Below are 17,746 nucleotides of genomic sequence, written 5' to 3' on the forward strand. Positions count from 1 at the left end.
AAAAGAGAGTGCCCGGATGCACTCAATGCATGATCTATTCGACCGTTGCCATCCAATCTTCAAAGAGTTCACGCTCCTGTTCAGAGGCTTCTTTCCACCAGTAACGTAAATTTTGTAGCGGAGAATATAGGCCTGCCGCCTGATGCGCCCGATCCTCCGAACCATGCACCACAACTTCAGACTCGCCAGTAACACCGGCTTCCAGGTTACTCATTACACGGCTCATCGGCACACTCGACATAACACCATAACGCGCCGGTTTTGATGCGACCGTTTCACCTGTCGCTTTCTTAACCATGTCAACTTTAAAGTTCTTGGCATACTGCTTGGCTGCACTCAACGAGTCAAACTTAGGCACAGAGATACTGTACACATCCCCCGCTTTAAGCACTTGACTGATCATGACCACGTCAGATGTTACGGTTTCATGGGTATCTGCATCCAACTCCCACAAAGTATCGTATTCCAACACCAATTCATTTAAGCCTGGTAACAACTTCAATTCATAGGTTTCTCCGCGCACCAGCGGTAACGCTCGCTTACGGTTATTCACCGCAACAACGTCAATCTCTTCAGGAAGAATGATAGTCGCCAGCTTGGACTCATCTCGAGGCTCCCCTTTGTAATAATGAATGGGACCACCTGTCGCCAAACACCCTGATAACACTACGCCGATCATCATTACTAGAAATAAACGAATCATCATTCACACTCTCATAGTCTGTTGCGCCATTGAATCCGTCAAAGGCAAGAAATTCTGATGAGGCATACTATTAAACTTTTGTGACCATCAGATGACAGCCTCTCCTACCTTTTTAACGACTTGTGATACCATGCCGCCACTCAACTTCAGGCAATTTAAAAGGCAGACGAAATGAGCTTAGAAAACATCCGTATCGTCATGGATCAAACCTACCACCCCGGCAACATTGGTGCAGCCGCACGCGCCATGAAAAACATGGGATTAAGCTCACTCTACCTGATCAACCCTCGTTGTTTTCCAGACGATGAAGCCACATCGCGAGCCGCTGGGGCGTTAGATATTCTGGAAAACACAACCGTTGTTAGCAGTCTGGACGAAGCCATCGAAGATTGCTCGTTAGTTATTGGCACCAGTGCGCGCTCACGAAGCTTCCCTCGTCCGGTTTTAAGCGCAAAAGATTCCGCAGCAAAACTCGCTACCGAAGCAAATCAGGGACCGGTTGCCCTATTATTTGGACGCGAACGCATGGGATTGGAAAGTAAGCAGCTGGAACGCTGTCACTTTCATACCGAAATTCCGGCCAACCCTGACTATCCGATCCTGAATGTCTCTTCAGCCATCCAGATTCTGTGTTATGAAATTTGGCAGTATGAGAACGGCGAATCGCTAAGAGTCAAAGAGGAATCGGAAGAAAACGTCGTTTATCCTAGTGTAAAGGAAGTTGAATTATTCAATCAGCATTTGGAAGAAACCCTGCGGGATACAGGGTTTCTGAATGACATTCACCAAGGGGAAGCGATGAATCGACTTATTCGCTTGGCGAATCGAGTTCGTCCGGAACAAAAAGAACTGCGAATGCTGCGCGGCATTCTGAATTCCATTCAGGAAGTAGCAGGAAAGAAATAGAAAGGAATAACAACCTAACTATGCGTCAGATACGGCCTTGTTCAATTCTTGATTCAGGGCCTCAAAACCGTCTTGCTCAACCACCAGCGTTTTCGCCATCTTATCGTGCCAGCCTTGATTCTTTTTGTCCCAGATTACCCAGAAGAGACCAAGCCCCAATGGCAGCACAGACACAAAATACCCTAAATAACGGATAATCCACTGGCTTACGGTCGGCTGCCCTCCGGTTCGGGCATCCACGATCTGTAGATCTAATAACGCTTTCCCCGGTGTCGCGGCGTATTTCATCCAGCAACCAATCACCACCAGCATAGGGAAAATATACAGCATGAATTCATCGAAGGAGCTCTCTTGAGCAAGCGTGGCATCTACAAAGTATAAACGACCAAAGGCCCATAAAAGCACGGTATCGGTAATCAATCCCAACAATAGGGTATCAATCAGAGTGGCACCAACTCGAGGGCCGAACCCTACCGTAGTTAATTCTTCCAATGAACGCTCTGACATTATGACCTTCCTTCGATGAGATCCTATTCTTTGGCAATATCCAGTGACGGACAGTAGAAGGCGTTTGCCTTCATCACGACACGGGACACCAGATTTTTACGAGGATTATTGCTGTATTGGCGATGATCCGCCACATAGACATAGTTCGCCTTCGCTCTGTCAGCCTGATTGATTAAATCCTGCATGGCTTCCCGATTAAGAGCCACCGGATCATCACCAATGGATTCAATCATTGCGATTGCGGTAGCCACCAGATTACCTTTCGGTGCACAGGCTTCCGGCGGCTCCTTTTTGTTCACTACGATGCCTTTAAAATCCAACTCTGGGGCCGACATCATGACACACCCTGAAAGAACGACCGACACTCCACTCGCGACCAACCACTTCCTTGCTACAGCGTGCATCTCAGCTCACTCCTACATATCCATCATTTCAACGATGATAGTTTTGATTATGAAACCAAAAATACCCAACCCCAATACGGTAAAAATTATAATAGTTCCGAATTTGCCCGCATTGGAGTTTTTCGCTAAATCCCACATGATAAAGAACATAAAACCAATCAGCGTCGAAACACCGATGATCATTGCATAGTTTTCAATTTGTTCTGCACTCATGGCTTTTCACCCCAACCTGTACGACCTAAAAAATATCGCGACATAATACCAAACCCGCCTTAAAAGGCCATGACATATCCCAATCTCAAGCGCGCTTGCTAGCACGGAACCTCTAATACAAACCAATAGTACAAAACCAATTACACAGATAACTCAAGTTGAAGGAATGATCGCTTGGTAGCCCTGATAACGACGCTGAATCTGCCGAACGTATTCCACAGGTTCCCGCCCTCTTACATAACCAAAGCGCGACGAACGATAGTATTTACGCTGAGATAACAACACCATCGCCTTCTCTACGCTGCCAAACCACTGATCCGGATTCCATCCCTTCTTGCGAGCCAACCGCCTTGCATCCTGCACATGGCCGTACCCTGCGTTATAACCGGCCAGAGCAAAGAGCACACGTTCCCCAGGAGGTAACTGTTTAGGAAAACGGTCCCGAACCCAGTCCAAATAATCGACACCAACGGTAATATTCGCCTCAGGGTTAAAGAGATCCACGACACCATGCTCTTTCCCTGTCTTGGGCAACACCTGCATCAAACCACGGGCCCCCATGTTGGAACGCGCCTTGGGGTTGAATCGACTTTCCTGATACATTTGAGCCGTAATCATTCGCCAGTCGAAGCCTTTCTTCTCTGCCACAGGCTGCACAATCGAATCGTAGGGAGACAACTGGCCCGACATTTCAAGAGGATCTCGACCAAAGAATTGCCCCCGCTGCGTATCAAAGTACTTCTGCCAGGTCACATTAAAAAACAGTCCGCGATAATGCTGTTTAATGTACTTATTGAGTCGCTTCAGCAGCTCTGCATTTTCCTTACGAACGGCCCAGCCATGACCAACACCTTCAGTCACAGAGGCATACACCTGAAGATCCGGCATATCCAGTAATTCCCGGGCCGCCAGATGGTTATCCACAACCGTAAAATCCACCACACCATCAGCAACCAGCCCCATAATGTCAACTTCATCGGTAATGTGCAGATCACCAGGTGCCATAAGCTGAAAATCAATGCCCTTGGCTTTTAATGCCAATAAGCTTTCCCGATAAGAGGAGTTCGCCTCGACCATTACCGTAAAACCGGACAATTCATCGAGTGATGTCAATTCCAGACCCGAACGCCCAACCAACACTTCATCCACCACATTATAAGGACGGGTAAATTCAACACCGCGCGCCCTTCGAGACGCCAATCGCGCCTGAGAAGAGGCAATGATGTCACCCTTGCCTTGAAGCAGCAGATCAATCATGTCCTGACCATCCGCCACCACAACATCGAGATAGAGTCCGTTCCGATCAGCAAACTTCTTAATCAAATCGTATTCATACCCCATCAGCTCACCCCGCCACATAAAGTAGGAGTCCGAACTGTTTCGGGTAATCATTCTCAGCGTCTTACGTTCGACTATTTCCGCCCAATCGTCGGTATGGTCTTGCTGGGTTTCAGACAATTGAAACTGATAAATAAACTGGTTTAATGCCGCCAACAGCATATCTGACTTAGGATGCACCGCCCAGGCAATATCCCGAGGGCTACCCAATGCCCCAAGCACTTTCACATTCAGGCCTGTAAGTAACCACTCACCCACATTAGAATCGACAACGGTGGCGGTATATCGACCATTAAGCACATCCTCCACCAGCGCTTGCGGACTGGCCTCCTTGGCTTTCTCTACCACATTCCAGTCGGGTTTTGCGGCCTTCTCAAGCGTAACCTTGAACGCCGAATCTTGAGGAATAACGATATTTGCCAACCCCAGATCATTTACCTCATTCATGCCTTCTTCAGGGCGGACTACCAGCCATTCTTCAATGTGCTCAATAGGCACAGAAAAAGCGACATCCTTCTTTCGACGCTCGGTCACCGTCATATTGGCCACAACCAAGTCGCCCTTCCCTAACAGCAACTGCTTGTTCAGCTCAGTAAATCGGTCGACATACACCCATTCGATGGTGACCCCTAAGTTATCGGCAAACTGGCTGATCATAGCCCGATATCGATTGGCCGGCGTTCCTTCTCTGGGTAGGTATTGGTATTGATCCCAATTAGGTGAAAGCACCCGTAAAACACCGGAGGATTTAATCTCAACCAGATCACGGGGAGGATGAAACGTTTTGACGGGCCCGGATGATGGCTGGGCGTTATCCGAAGAATTGGATTCCTTTCCGCACGATGACAAGCAAAAGGCGGAGACCACAAGAATGAAATAAAAGAGTTTGCGCATAGAGCACCTAAAGTCGTCCACTGATTTTAGATGCTCTGAATATACCGTATATTGAGAGGAATGTTAGAAAAACATCTTAGGATTTAGGTGATCCACTCGGTGCTCCTGGCACGGGGAAATGACTGACACTTCCGCCTTTCGCCTCTGAAACCTTTACCGAGCCTTCTTTTTCGACTTCATCAATGCGTACAATGGATTGCATTGGAATATAACTGCGTTTCACGCCCGCGAACTCACCTTTCAAGCGCTCTTCACTTGGGTCCACCAGCACCTGGCTACGCTCACCAAACAGAAACTCTTCTACTTCAATGAAGCCCCAAAGATCACTTTGATAAATCTTGGCCGCAAAGATCTCGAACACCTGATCCTGATTCACAAATATGACTTTATAAACTGGGTTATTTTGCATGGTTACTTCATTATCCACATTCAAACATCATTAAAATGCGTAACATTGCAGGGAGTCGTTCTGTCAGGCAATCCAATGGACCGGAACATCAGACCAAACCACTTGATATCACCCCAATGTCAGCGGACGGCGAGTGTAGCATATTTTCAGACAGGATACTGACCGAATTACTAGGATTTATCGGTATCCTCAAGTACAATGTCGCGCCTAAAATTCCTGTGCGTTTTTTAATCACACGAATTGCCAACTACCCCAATTGAGTTTCTTAGCGATAGGTAAATTTCATGGCCACGAAAAAGCTGTTTATTAAAACCCACGGATGCCAAATGAACGAGTATGACTCGTCGCGGATGGCAGATCTCCTGGGCGAGAGCCACGAAATGGAATTAACGGATAACGAAGCCGAAGCGGATGTACTGCTGTTAAACACTTGTTCTATCCGTGAAAAAGCGCAAGAAAAAGTATTCCACCAGCTAGGTCGCTGGAAGAAATTCAAATCGGAAAACCCGGATCTTATCATCGGTGTGGGGGGCTGTGTTGCCAGCCAGGAAGGTCATGCGATTCAGGAACGTGCACCGTTTGTGGATATGGTATTTGGCCCTCAAACCCTACACCGCTTACCAGAAATGATCGAATCATCCAAAGACGGCGACGTCGGAATTGTCGACATTACCTTCCCTGAAATTGAGAAGTTTGATCATTTGCCGGAACCAAAAGTAGAAGGCTGTACCGCGTTCGTTTCCATCATGGAAGGCTGCTCAAAATACTGCACCTTCTGCGTCGTGCCGTACACTCGAGGTGAAGAAGTAAGCCGCCCGTTTGATGACGTAATCGCTGAAATCGCCAGTTTGGCAGACCAAGGCGTTCGTGAAGTTAACCTGTTGGGTCAAAACGTAAATGCCTACCAAGGTGAAATGCACGACGGCCGTATTGCGGATTTGGCAGAGCTGATTACCTTCGTTGCGGCAATCGAGGGTATTGATCGTATTCGTTACACCACCTCACACCCAGTGGAATTCAGCGAAAGCTTAATTAACGTTTATGCAGAAGTTCCTGAGTTGGTGAGTCACCTTCACTTACCAGTACAAAGTGGTTCCGACCACATTTTGATGCAAATGAAGCGCGGCCACACGGCATTGGAATATAAGTCCAAGATTCGTAAACTGCGTAAAATCCGTCCAGACATCAGTCTGTCGTCAGATTTCATCATCGGTTTCCCAGGCGAAAGCCAGTTCGATTTTGAACAAACCATGAAGTTAATTGAAGAAATCGGCTTCGATCATTCATTCAGCTTCATCTACAGCGCGCGTCCAGGCACGCCAGCGTCGGACCTTCCGGATGAAACCCCTGAAGAAGAAAAGAAAAAGCGTCTTAAAATCCTTCAAGACCGCATTCTTCAGAACGCGCATCAAATCAGCCGTCGTATGGTTGGCACCACACAAACGATTTTGGTGACGGACCTGTCCAAGAAAGACCCTGGCCAACTTCAGGGCCGTACCGAAAACAACCGTGTTGTTAACTTCCGAACCGATGACCACAGCCTGATTGGCAAATTCGTCGACGTCACCATCACGGAAGCGCTGCCAAACTCGTTACGCGGTGATCTGGTTCTGCCGTGTAATCCTCGTTAATCGCTTCCGGTTAACGACTCAAAAGGCCATGTCAACTACATGGCCTTTTTTATGCCTCCTCTATACTGACAGCCCCGATTCGGGACGCCTCCAGGCTTTATTTTTCACTTGAATGAAATTCTCGCTAGTCAATCAAAATGGATAGCTTCTATAATTATCCATAGAACGTTTTATTTAGAACTCTCGATTTTTGATTGAATTACTCCTAGAGGAGCCACTTTGAGTACTCAAACGCGCAACCTTTCTCTTGAACCCGACAATGCCCAACACCTAGCCAACCTGTGCGGTGAGTTTGATCGCCACATTAAGCAAATCGAAAAGCGCATGAGCGTTTCCATTCGAAATCGCGGCAATCAATTTCAGGTAGCCGGACCAGAGAAACCGGTTCACGCGGTATGTGAAATTTTGAACCATCTCTACCGAGAAGCTCAAAGCGGCACGGACATCACACCGGATCTGATCCACCTTTTCATTCAGGAAAGCGGCATGGACATGATCGAAAATGATAAGCAGGCACTTTCTTCCGATGTCATTAAAACCCCTAAAGCGCACATTAAACCGCGCGGTAAGAATCAGAAGTACTACGTTGACTGTGTCCGCAAGCATGACATCAACTTTGGTATTGGCCCGGCCGGTACAGGTAAGACTTACTTAGCCGTTGCTTGTGCGGTTGAAGCATTAATGAATGACGAAGTCCGTCGTATTTTGTTAGTCCGTCCTGCTGTGGAAGCAGGTGAAAAATTAGGTTTCTTACCAGGCGACTTGTCTCAAAAAATCGATCCGTATCTACGCCCCTTGTACGATGCGCTATACGAAATGCTTGGTTTCGAAAACGTTGAAAAACTGATCGAAAAAAATGTGATTGAGGTAGCCCCTCTTGCCTACATGCGCGGTCGTACCCTGAACAATTCCTACATCATTCTGGATGAAAGTCAGAACACCACACGCGAACAAATGAAAATGTTCCTGACCCGTATTGGCTTTGGCTCAACGGCCGTGATTACCGGGGACGTCACCCAGATCGATTTACCGAAAGGTTCCAGCTCTGGCTTGATTCACGTAATGAACGTCCTGAAGGACGTCAAAGGTATCAGCTTCACGCAATTCCTATCTAAAGACGTCGTTCGTCACCCATTGGTACAACGAGTGGTGGAAGCTTACGAGAAATTTGAAGCCATCCAGGAAGCCAAAGAAAAAGCAGAAAAAGAGCAGCGCAGAGCCGAACGAGAACAAGCTCTCGCCCTACGAAATTCACAAGGAAAGGCAGACTAATCACATGACAGACATTGATATTCAAATCGCGTGTGACCAATCCAATCTGCCTACAGCAGATGATTTTCAACTCTGGGCGGACAGTGCGCTCAAAGGTCGAAAAGAGGATGCGGAGCTGACTATTCGAGTTGTTGAAGCCGATGAGAGTCAGTCTTTGAACCACCAGTACCGAGGCAAAGACAAACCAACCAATGTATTGTCTTTTCCTTTTGAAGCACCGGACAACCTGCCAGATTTCCCTTTGATTGGCGATTTGGTCGTCTGCGCTTCTGTGGTGGAGCAAGAAGCCCAAGAACAAGGTAAGCCCCTTCAACATCATTGGGCACATATGATCATTCATGGCATCTTGCATCTACTGGGCTATGATCATATTGAAGAAAGTGAGGCTGAGGAAATGGAATCTCTGGAAATTGATATTCTTTCTCAGCTCGAAATTCCAGACCCTTATCAGGAAATATAATTAATCTGGTCTTGCCAAGGGATTCCCGAACAAGCTAGGATTCGAATTACCTCAATTCGTCAACTTAAAATAATGAACGAAGACCAACAAAACGACAGTCACAGTACCAAGCCCTCGTGGCTTGAAAAAATTACCAAATCCTTTACTCAATCTTCCGAACCGGAATCGAGTAAAGACTTGAAAGAGCTCCTACGCGGTGCTCACGACCGGGGCCTGTGTGATGCAGAAGCGCTGTCCATCATGGAAGGCGCCCTCCAGGTAGGTGACATGCACGTGCGAGAGATCATGGTGCCAAGATCTCAGATGACCTGCATTAAGGCGTCACTGTCTCCCTCTGATATTTTGCCGACCATCATTGAATCCCAACACTCACGCTTCCCGGTATTAGGCGAAAGCAATGAGGAAGTATTGGGTATATTGCTGGCGAAGGATTTCCTTCCGTATTTGGCGAATGACAATCTCGATCGCTTTAACATCAAAGACATACTTCGTCCGGTAAACTTTGTTCCTGAAAGCAAGCGGCTGAATACGTTACTACGTGAATTCCGTACCGATCGCTATCACATGGCCATCGTGGTTGATGAATACGGAAGCCTTGCAGGACTGGTTACCATTGAAGACGTGTTAGAACAAATCGTCGGTGACATTGAAGACGAAACCGATATTGAAGACGATGAAAGCAACATTCGTCCAATCGAGAATTCAGACAGCTTCATGGTCAATGCCCTGACTGAAATCGATGACTTCAATGAATACTTCTCGACCGATTTCAGCGATGAGGAATTCGACACCATTGGCGGCATCGTAACCAATGGGTTTGGCCATCTGCCGGAACGAGACGAATCCATCACCATCAATGGCATGACGTTCAAGGTATTAAATGCGGACAATCGCCAGGTTCGACTTCTGGAAGTCATGATGGCGACGGACGATGTATCCGAGAGTGAATAGCAGCCGTCATGGCTGCTTTGCTTACACCCGGCGACGACAGATCGATATTAAACCTCCCAAGACCATCACACAGCAGGAAGCGCGGTGATCAGCAAGACCTCCTCTAAGCACGTTTCATCAAGCAGCTTACTGACTCGCATCCAAGAGCGACTCACTACATCAAAGCTCAACATGCTCAAACTGATCAGCAGCTTTTTGCTTGGATGCCTACTGCCATTGTCCTTTGCACCCTTTGATTACTGGCCACTAGCCATCCTCTCATTGGCGTTGTTTCAATGGCTTTTGGATACGACAGAAACCTCAAAGTCTGCGTTTAAGCTCGGCTGGAGTTATGGCTTTGGCGTCTTCGTCATTGGCGCCTCTTGGGTTTATGTTTCCATTCACGATTACGGTTACGCCCCGATTCCATTAGCACTATTGATGACCGGACTGTTCACCTTCCTGTTAGGTCTATTTTTCGCGTTTCAAAGCTATTGTTATAAAAAATGGTTCACCTCCTCCCCGTTGATTAATGCTCTGTCGTTTTCCGTCATCTGGGTATTGTTTGAATGGTTGAGAAGCTGGTTTCTTACAGGTTTTCCCTGGCTTTATCTGGGGTATGGACACATTGAAAGCTGGCTCTCCGGCTGGGCACCCATATTAGGCGTATTTGGCGTCAGCCTTGTCGTGGCATTATCCGCCAGCGCAGTGAAACTATGCCTTGTAAAACGCACCTGTGGTCGCCACGCCTATTTTATTGCAGCGGCGATCTTACTCTGGCCATTGGGCTTTTTACTTTCACAAGTAAGTTGGACCACCCCCAAGGCCGAGCTGTCTGTCTCTTTAATGCAGGGAAACATCCCTCAAGAAAAGAAATGGCAGAACGAGTATCGCCCGGTCAGCCTTAGCACCTACCGTCAATTGAACCGTAATGCTCCCAGCGACCTGATCATCTGGCCTGAAACTGCCATCCCTTATTTTAAGCATCAGATTGGCGACTGGCTGGCTGAAACAGAACAAGAGTTAAAGCCTGAGCAAGGGTTGATTACCGGTATTCCTTATTATGATAAGAATTCAGCCCCTAACGCCCCTGTATTGCACAACACCGTCATAGGACTAGGCGCAGCCTCAGGGCAGTATCACAAACAAAAACTTGTGCCTTTCGGTGAGTATGTACCACTGCAAGACCTCCTCAGAGGGTTAATTCAGTTCTTCAATTTACCGATGTCGAATTTCCGCCCGGGACCAACGGGACAGGCACCGCTTAAATTCAGAGAATTCACACTATGGCCAGCGATCTGTTATGAAATTGCGTATCCGGCCTTTATCGCGCGTCATATTGACCACCAGAACCAGCAGCAAGATTTTATTGTTACCATCAGCAATGACGCATGGTTTGGCGACTCAATCGGCCCGAAACAGCACCTTCAAATTGCACAAATGAGAGCACTTGAAAACAGCCGAGTGGTTTTGAGAGCCACCAATACTGGCCTTACCGCCGTGATTGATGAAAAAGGCCGCATTACACATGCATTACCCGACTTCATCGAAGGCGGATTAAATGCCAAAGTGCAAGCACAACAAGGGCTGACACCTTACAGCCAATGGCTCAATTACCCTGTTCTTGCTTTCATCGCCCTCTCTTTACTCGGAATTCTGCTCTATCCTCGTATTTCTCGTGATCAAAAGGCATGATCTGAGCATCACCTATAGTCTTCAAACCCCCAGATGAGTTAGACTTAGGCTCTTTTTTCTATGTCCTCAATTACACTGATCGGAAACACGATGGAAGAGCAATATAATCCCCATAAAATCGAGTCGGAAGCACAATCATTCTGGGAAACAAATGAATGTTTTAAGGCCGTTCATGACGCCAGCAAAGAAAAATTCTACTGCCTGTCCATGTTCCCTTACCCAAGTGGCCGCCTCCACATGGGGCACGTACGTAACTACACCATCGGAGATGTAGTTTCCCGCTATCAGAAAATGCTGGGCAAGAACGTTCTTCAACCAATGGGTTGGGATGCATTCGGTTTGCCAGCGGAAAACGCCGCCATCAAACATGAAGTAGCGCCTGCTAAATGGACGTACGAAAACGTCGACTACATGAAAGGCCAATTGAAGCGCCTTGGTTTTGGTTATGACTGGGATCGTGAAGTCGCAACCTGTCGTCCTGAATACTACAAGTGGGAACAGTGGTTCTTCACTGAACTGTACAAAAAAGGCTTGGTTTATAAGAAAACCTCTGCGGTGAACTGGTGTCCGAATGACCAGACCGTACTGGCGAATGAACAGGTAATTGAAGGCTGCTGCTGGCGTTGTGATACCGTCGTAGAGAAGAAAGAAATTCCACAGTGGTTTGTGAAGATCACCGACTATGCAGACGAATTGCTAAACGACCTGGATCAGCTAGAAGGCTGGCCTGATCAGGTAAAAGCAATGCAACGCAACTGGATTGGCCGCTCGGAAGGCGTAGAAATGACCTTCCCGGTAAAAGACAGTGATCAAAGCATTGAGATTTATACCACGCGTCCGGACACGGTAATGGGCGTGACTTATGTAGCCGTTGCGGCACAACACCCATTGGCATTGCAAGCGGCCAAAGATAATGCCGAGCTTGCCGCCTTCATCGAAGAGTGCAAGCAGCAAACGACTGCCGAAGCCGACATGGCAACGATGGAGAAAAAAGGTGTAGCAACAGGCATCACCGCCATTCACCCTATTACGGGTGATGAAGTACCTGTATGGGCGGCCAACTTCGTGTTGATGGATTACGGTTCAGGTGCCGTAATGTCTGTGCCAGGCCACGACCAACGTGATTACGAATTTGCTAAAGCCTATGGTCTAGACATCAAACAGGTGATCACGGCTGCAGACGGTTCAGACGTGAGCCTAGATGAAGCAGCTTACACAGAAAAAGGCACCCTGGTTAATTCGGGACAGTTTGATGGTTTGAACTTCCAGGAAGCATTCGATCAAATCTCTGCCTATCTAGCAGCGGAAGGTAAAGGTAAGAAAACAGTTAACTACCGTTTGCGTGATTGGGGTGTGAGCCGTCAGCGTTATTGGGGTACACCAATCCCTATGATGTACGATGAGCAAGGTAACGAAATTCCAGTTCCACTGGACCAACTACCAGTTGTACTGCCTGAAGACGTAGAAATGGATGGCGTTCAGTCTCCGATCAAAGCTGATCCTGAGTGGGCAAAAACAGAATTTAACGGTCAACCGGCATTCCGTGAAACCGATACCTTCGATACCTTTATGGAGTCGTCTTGGTACTACGCGCGTTATTGTTCTGCCACAAATAACGATCAAATGTTGGATGAAGAAGCCAACTACTGGCTTCCTGTAGACCAATACATTGGCGGTATTGAGCACGCAATTCTTCACTTATTGTATGCACGTTTCTTCCATAAACTGCTTCGCGATGCAGGTTTTGTAGATTCTGACGAACCATTCAAGCGTCTACTTTGTCAGGGTATGGTGAATAAAGACGGTTCGAAGATGTCTAAATCAAAGGGCAACACCGTCGACCCACAAGAAATGATCGAACAGTACGGTGCGGATACCGTTCGCTTATTCATGATGTTCACAGCACCACCGGAACAAACCCTTGAATGGAACGATGCAGGGGTTGAAGGGGCTCATAGATTTATCAAGCGCTTGTGGAAAGCCGTACATACTCATACTCAGGCAGGTGCTGCACCAGCCGTTGATAAGACTTCTCTGACGAAAGAACAGCAGGATCTTCGTCGTAAGACGCATGAAACCATCCAGAAAGTGACGGATGACATGGGACGTCGCCAAACGTTCAACACGGCGATTGCTGCTGTGATGGAACTAACCAACAGCATTACCCGTTTTGATGTTACATCTGATCAAGATCGTGCCTGCCTTCAAGAAGCTCTGGAAGCATCCGTCTTGTTATTGTCTCCAATCGTCCCACACGTAACACACGAAATGTGGAAGGCATTGGGTAACACCTCTATCGTAATGGAAGAAGCATGGCCGGCATTCGATGAGTCTGCGCTTGTGAAATCCGTGATCGAAGTCGTTGTACAAGTTAACGGTAAAGTCCGAGCTAAGATTGAAGTTGCACCAGACGCCCCAAAAGATGAAGTTGAGGCGCTTGCACTTGCTGATGAACACGTACAGAAATTCACTGAAGGTAAGACCATCCGTAAGGTGATTGTTGTACCAGGTAAATTAGTAAACATCGTTGCAAACTAAGCACGTGTAACCTAGGCATAAAAATGGGCCGTCATGTAGGCGGCCCAAGTTTTCCATTCTAAGGCTATTATCTATGTTCTCCTCTCGCTTATTGAGCAAAACGCTGGTTATTTGCCTTATTCTCCTGACAAGCAGCTGTGGCTGGCAGTTAAGAGGCTATCACACCGGGACTCTTAACATTTCGGACTTGTCTTTAAACACAGACAAAATCAACCACCCGCAATTCAGCAAGGTATTCAAAGATACGCTTGCCAGCGAATACAAAATCCAAATATCTGCTCAGGCTTCTGTAAAAACACGCATCGATCGCCTGTCTGAAACCAAACGCGTTTCCTCTAAAGATCGAGCCGGTGATGCCTCTGAGTACGAACACACCATTACTCTGACCATAACAACAGAGCTTGAACAAGACAGCATGACACAAAGCTTCATCTCAGTTCAGCGCCAAAGCTATGATCAAGATAACTTACTCTCTTCTGATATGCAGGAACGTTCTGCTAAGAGACAAGCCTATCAAGAGCTGACACGACAATACGCCAGTTACCTCTCCAAACAATTGAGTAAGTAGCGCATGGAAGTCAAAGCGCCACAATTAACCAAACAGCTTAGCAAGCAGCTTCACCCTGTGTACCTGGTTCATGGGGATGAAACCTTAATTGTGGAAGAGGCTCTTGACCACATCCGTTCAGCAGCAAGGCAAGCAGGTCATTCAGAACGAATGGTGTTTGATGTTGAATCGGGCTTCAGCTGGAGCGACTTTGCAGCAGAAGCACAAGCACTCTCGTTATTCTCCGACAAAAAACTGATTGAACTGCGATTACCCAACGCCCGTATCTCTGATAAAGGCAAATCCATTTGCGAGTTTTGTGAAACCGCAGACGGCGAAACCATCGTTATTATCCGAGCACCTCGTCTGGATAAAAACACACAAAAGCAAGCCTGGTATAAAGCCGTTGAAAAAGTTGGTGTAACTACCACTGTTTGGCCGTTAAAACCAAGAGAAGTCGAAGAGTGGGCCGCAACACACTGCCGCAAGCAAGGCAAGTCGATGGACTACGAAGCCTTACAGTTACTGCTGGTCAAAACAGAAGGCAACCTTCTGGCAACCAAGCAAGAAATCGATAAACTGTGCTTAGCGATAGATACGCCACAAATCACATTGGAAGCGCTTGTTAATTCCATTGCTGATAGTGCCCGCTATACCATCTTTGACCTAAGTGACAACTGCCTTAAAGGCGACGTGGCAACAACATCATCCGTCTTCAATCACTTGAAAGCCGAAGGTGCCGAATTACTGTCGTTGAGCGGTATGATTACCAAAGAGATTCGTACACTTAATATCTTATGGAACTACAGCCAGTCAGGCTCAATGGAACTTGCGTTCCAAAAAGCTAAAGTGTGGAAAAACAAACAAGGACTTTACCGATCGGCCTTACAACGTCTGACAAAGACGAAACTGGAAAATTTACTGAAAGCAGCACATACCCTAGACCTATCAGTAAAGGGTATGTCCGATGAGAATTCATGGCATTTGTTCTATGAAATCTGCCTAGCCCTGGCCGGCAATCATCAATTCACCATGAGAAAGACAGGCTAAGCCCCTTTAATTGGCGCCTTCTTCAGTCCCATCTTTGTAAACTTAAAGCGACAAGCTTTGGAGTATTCTTGCAAGGTAGCATTGAATTTACCAAACCTTACCTGAATCCCCGGATAACACTCGCCATAAACGGATAACGAAACCTGTAGAACCAAATCTTTATATTCCTGGCTCAACGTCTCGTATTGCAGCTTATAGTTTTGAGCCTCTTCCCGTATTCTTGCGATAGTCTTGGTAAAGTGATCGACTTTATTTTGATCCCCTTTGGCTTCAAACTTTTCAAGCTGAACAGTACAACGTGCCAAGCTGTCTTGCTTCTCAAGTAAGGTATTCTTTATTTCTTCAATCTCAGACTTTAAACGAGCAACATCTTTACCCAACTCAATCTCAGCCGTTACGTAAGAGTCCGATCCGAGTATACCTACACCTACAGAACGACGAACACTATAATGCCCTCCTACGAGCTTTGCTTTGCGCTTCGTTGGACCGCCTACAATCAATTCCTCACAATCATGAACCAGACAATTAAGAAGTTGATCTTTTACCGTGATCTTGCCACCCGCTTTAATTGACACGTACTGTAGATAACTGGCTTCAATATCCCCTTGAGCTTCCACAATAGCAGTGAATGAAGAGTCATGTTGACGCACATCTTCAGACTCAACTTTTCGTCCAAGAATCCCCTGCTTAACCAGAATATTGCCACCGGCTATCAACTCTGCTGATTCCACAAGATCACGAACGTGAATGTCTCCCGTAACATTAACCTTCAGACCATCCCTGACAGCCCCTTTGATCATTACTGTTCCATCGAATTCAATATGGCCAGTAGTAAGATCCACCGTATCTAAAACCAGAATGTCATCAACACGAATCACATTCCTTGCCCGCATTGGAACACCGGAGCGAGTCGCAATTAATAGGTTCGGATTATCAGGAGAAACTTCCACGCCTTCTGCGGTGGAAAAAGCAATATTTGGCGGAGCAATAGAGAAGATAGGCTCACCATAAACGTTTACACCATCATCACTTTTTCTTGCAGGGATGCGTTCCATAACCACATCCCCCGGTGAAACCGTTTCTATCTCCCCGAGGTCATACATATCCGTTGTGCCATCTTCACGCTGAACAGGTTTAAGCTCACGATCCTGGAAAGGCGTAACCGTCCATTTAAACTCACAGGGTATACCTTTCTTCGCCGCACGACCTTTGGCAGCAACAATGGTGATCTGAGCGCCTGGAGTCATCTCACTAGCTTGTGCGCAGTAGTCTTTGATCTCTTTTAACTGAATACCTTCTTTGATTCCCTGTTTTTTGAGGTACGCAAGAATGACTTTCTCATTTGGATTATTGCCACCAAAAGCAGAAGTAATAACCAGAGACGCGTTTAAACGATCAGATGAAACTTCAAGATGAAGAGTAGCACTCTTACGATCTGCAACCCGATAGCGCATAACGTCTGTTGCGTTGGGTGCTAAATCTTTTTTGGCTTTGAATTCAGCCAAAGACTGATTCACAAGATCTTCTCTGAATAAACAAGCACTAAACTCAGATTCATTAAAGGCAGATAAAATTGAAGCAAGAGAAGGAGCTGAAGCCGACAGGGATAAAACAAGCTCAACAAATTTTTTATCTTCTGTGAGTTCAAATACCAATTGTTCCGTACTTACTTCGCCTTCCACTAGAGACCTCAAATAAATAGTAATCCATATCGTATTAGCACAGTCTAAGAAATTACTTTAGCTTATAACAGATACGAATTCCTAGATTTATGCATATAAAGCGCTTTATAAAAGAATTAGCGGCAAAGACCACTAGATAATTAGCGCTAAATCAGGATACAGGACCTTTTGTGTGTTCGATAAGCCCTTGGAGGCGAATGCTTAGTTTCTATTCTCATTTCAAATTCGCAACCTGCTACCTTACGCACTCGTCGATTTAATTAACCCATACTTAATTTCTAGCGACCTCCCCCCTTTTCTTTTAAAGCACACACAACAAAGACAGATTGCCTGAACTACAGATTCTGATGTTTATTTATGTTTTTAAGGTCGTGTCTTGTTAGGAATACACTGTTTACCTTTGGCCCAATGAGTTTGCCTTATAGGTTTTGGAACTTATCAGGGATTAGGGATTAGGGATTAGGGATTAGAGATTAGAGGCTGGGCTTTTCAGCATCCAATCAGCAAGGAACTGTTTCTTAGCGCATTTTTCCCGCGCAATAAAAAAGCCCTGATGCGTTAGCATCA

16 protein-coding genes are annotated in these 17,746 nt (G+C 46.5%); 9 read left to right on the forward strand and 7 right to left on the reverse strand.

Annotated elements, in window-relative coordinates; all coding sequences use genetic code 11:
• Positions 1-34 precede the first annotated feature (34 nt).
• Positions 35-706, reverse strand: coding sequence for a DUF2057 family protein (locus QQL66_RS21125; protein ID WP_284384253.1), 672 nt, complete (start codon positions 704-706; stop codon positions 35-37).
• 168 nt (positions 707-874) lie between these two features.
• Here QQL66_RS21125 and QQL66_RS21130 point away from each other — a divergent pair, with 168 nt between their 5' ends.
• Entirely contained in the window at positions 875-1,609 is a 735-nt protein-coding gene (locus QQL66_RS21130; protein ID WP_284384254.1) for an RNA methyltransferase, read from the forward strand.
• A gap of 18 nt (positions 1,610-1,627) precedes the next feature.
• On the opposite strand, the gene QQL66_RS21135 is transcribed toward QQL66_RS21130, so the two are convergent.
• From QQL66_RS21135 to QQL66_RS21155, 5 genes are all read right to left on the reverse strand, one after another.
• Complete coding sequence (locus tag QQL66_RS21135; RefSeq protein ID WP_284384256.1) at positions 1,628-2,116, reverse strand: RDD family protein; 489 nt, start codon at positions 2,114-2,116, stop codon at positions 1,628-1,630.
• Positions 2,117-2,139: 23 nt separating this feature from the next.
• Positions 2,140-2,520, reverse strand: coding sequence for a hypothetical protein (locus tag QQL66_RS21140; RefSeq protein ID WP_284384258.1), 381 nt, complete (start codon positions 2,518-2,520; stop codon positions 2,140-2,142).
• A 12-nt stretch (positions 2,521-2,532) separates the two neighbouring features.
• Entirely contained in the window at positions 2,533-2,733 is a 201-nt protein-coding gene (locus tag QQL66_RS21145) for a DUF2788 domain-containing protein (RefSeq protein ID WP_284384259.1), read from the reverse strand.
• Between the two features lie 153 nt (positions 2,734-2,886).
• Positions 2,887-4,965: an MltF family protein gene (locus QQL66_RS21150; protein WP_284384261.1), complete on the reverse strand. Its 2,079-nt coding sequence runs from the start codon at positions 4,963-4,965 to the stop codon at positions 2,887-2,889.
• A 76-nt stretch (positions 4,966-5,041) separates the two neighbouring features.
• Positions 5,042-5,374: a DUF1820 family protein gene (locus QQL66_RS21155; RefSeq protein WP_284384263.1), complete on the reverse strand. Its 333-nt coding sequence runs from the start codon at positions 5,372-5,374 to the stop codon at positions 5,042-5,044.
• A 284-nt stretch (positions 5,375-5,658) separates the two neighbouring features.
• On the opposite strand from QQL66_RS21155, the gene miaB reads away from it, so the two are divergent.
• From miaB to holA, 8 genes are all read left to right on the forward strand, one after another.
• Complete coding sequence (miaB, locus tag QQL66_RS21160; RefSeq protein ID WP_284384264.1) at positions 5,659-7,005, forward strand: tRNA (N6-isopentenyl adenosine(37)-C2)-methylthiotransferase MiaB; 1,347 nt, start codon at positions 5,659-5,661, stop codon at positions 7,003-7,005.
• A 219-nt stretch (positions 7,006-7,224) separates the two neighbouring features.
• Complete coding sequence (locus QQL66_RS21165) at positions 7,225-8,277, forward strand: PhoH family protein (RefSeq protein WP_284384266.1); 1,053 nt, start codon at positions 7,225-7,227, stop codon at positions 8,275-8,277.
• A 4-nt stretch (positions 8,278-8,281) separates the two neighbouring features.
• Positions 8,282-8,737 carry an rRNA maturation RNase YbeY gene (gene ybeY / locus QQL66_RS21170; RefSeq protein ID WP_284384267.1) on the forward strand — a complete coding sequence of 152 codons (456 nt, stop codon included), beginning with the start codon at positions 8,282-8,284 and terminating at the stop codon, positions 8,735-8,737.
• 72 nt (positions 8,738-8,809) lie between these two features.
• On the forward strand, positions 8,810-9,688 hold the full coding sequence (locus QQL66_RS21175) for a CorC family transporter (RefSeq protein WP_284384269.1): 879 nt from the start codon (positions 8,810-8,812) through the stop codon (positions 9,686-9,688).
• Between the two features lie 84 nt (positions 9,689-9,772).
• Positions 9,773-11,362, forward strand: a complete 1,590-nt coding sequence (gene lnt / locus QQL66_RS21180) for an apolipoprotein N-acyltransferase (protein ID WP_284384271.1) — start codon at positions 9,773-9,775, stop codon at positions 11,360-11,362.
• Positions 11,363-11,452: 90 nt separating this feature from the next.
• Positions 11,453-13,900, forward strand: coding sequence for a leucine--tRNA ligase (gene leuS / locus QQL66_RS21185; protein WP_284384283.1), 2,448 nt, complete (start codon positions 11,453-11,455; stop codon positions 13,898-13,900).
• A gap of 73 nt (positions 13,901-13,973) precedes the next feature.
• Complete coding sequence (locus tag QQL66_RS21190; RefSeq protein WP_284384273.1) at positions 13,974-14,468, forward strand: LPS-assembly lipoprotein LptE; 495 nt, start codon at positions 13,974-13,976, stop codon at positions 14,466-14,468.
• A gap of 3 nt (positions 14,469-14,471) precedes the next feature.
• Positions 14,472-15,497: a DNA polymerase III subunit delta gene (gene holA, locus QQL66_RS21195; RefSeq protein WP_284384275.1), complete on the forward strand. Its 1,026-nt coding sequence runs from the start codon at positions 14,472-14,474 to the stop codon at positions 15,495-15,497.
• Here the strand turns inward: holA and QQL66_RS21200 are convergent.
• Positions 15,494-17,191 (reverse strand): flagellar assembly protein A, encoded by a 1,698-nt coding sequence (locus tag QQL66_RS21200; RefSeq protein ID WP_284384276.1) that lies wholly within the window; start codon positions 17,189-17,191, stop codon positions 15,494-15,496. The genes holA and QQL66_RS21200 overlap by 4 nt on opposite strands.
• Positions 17,192-17,746 lie beyond the last annotated feature (555 nt).

This window comes from Litoribrevibacter albus (genome assembly GCF_030159995.1).
Lineage (GTDB): Bacteria > Pseudomonadota > Gammaproteobacteria > Pseudomonadales > Litoribrevibacteraceae > Litoribrevibacter > Litoribrevibacter albus.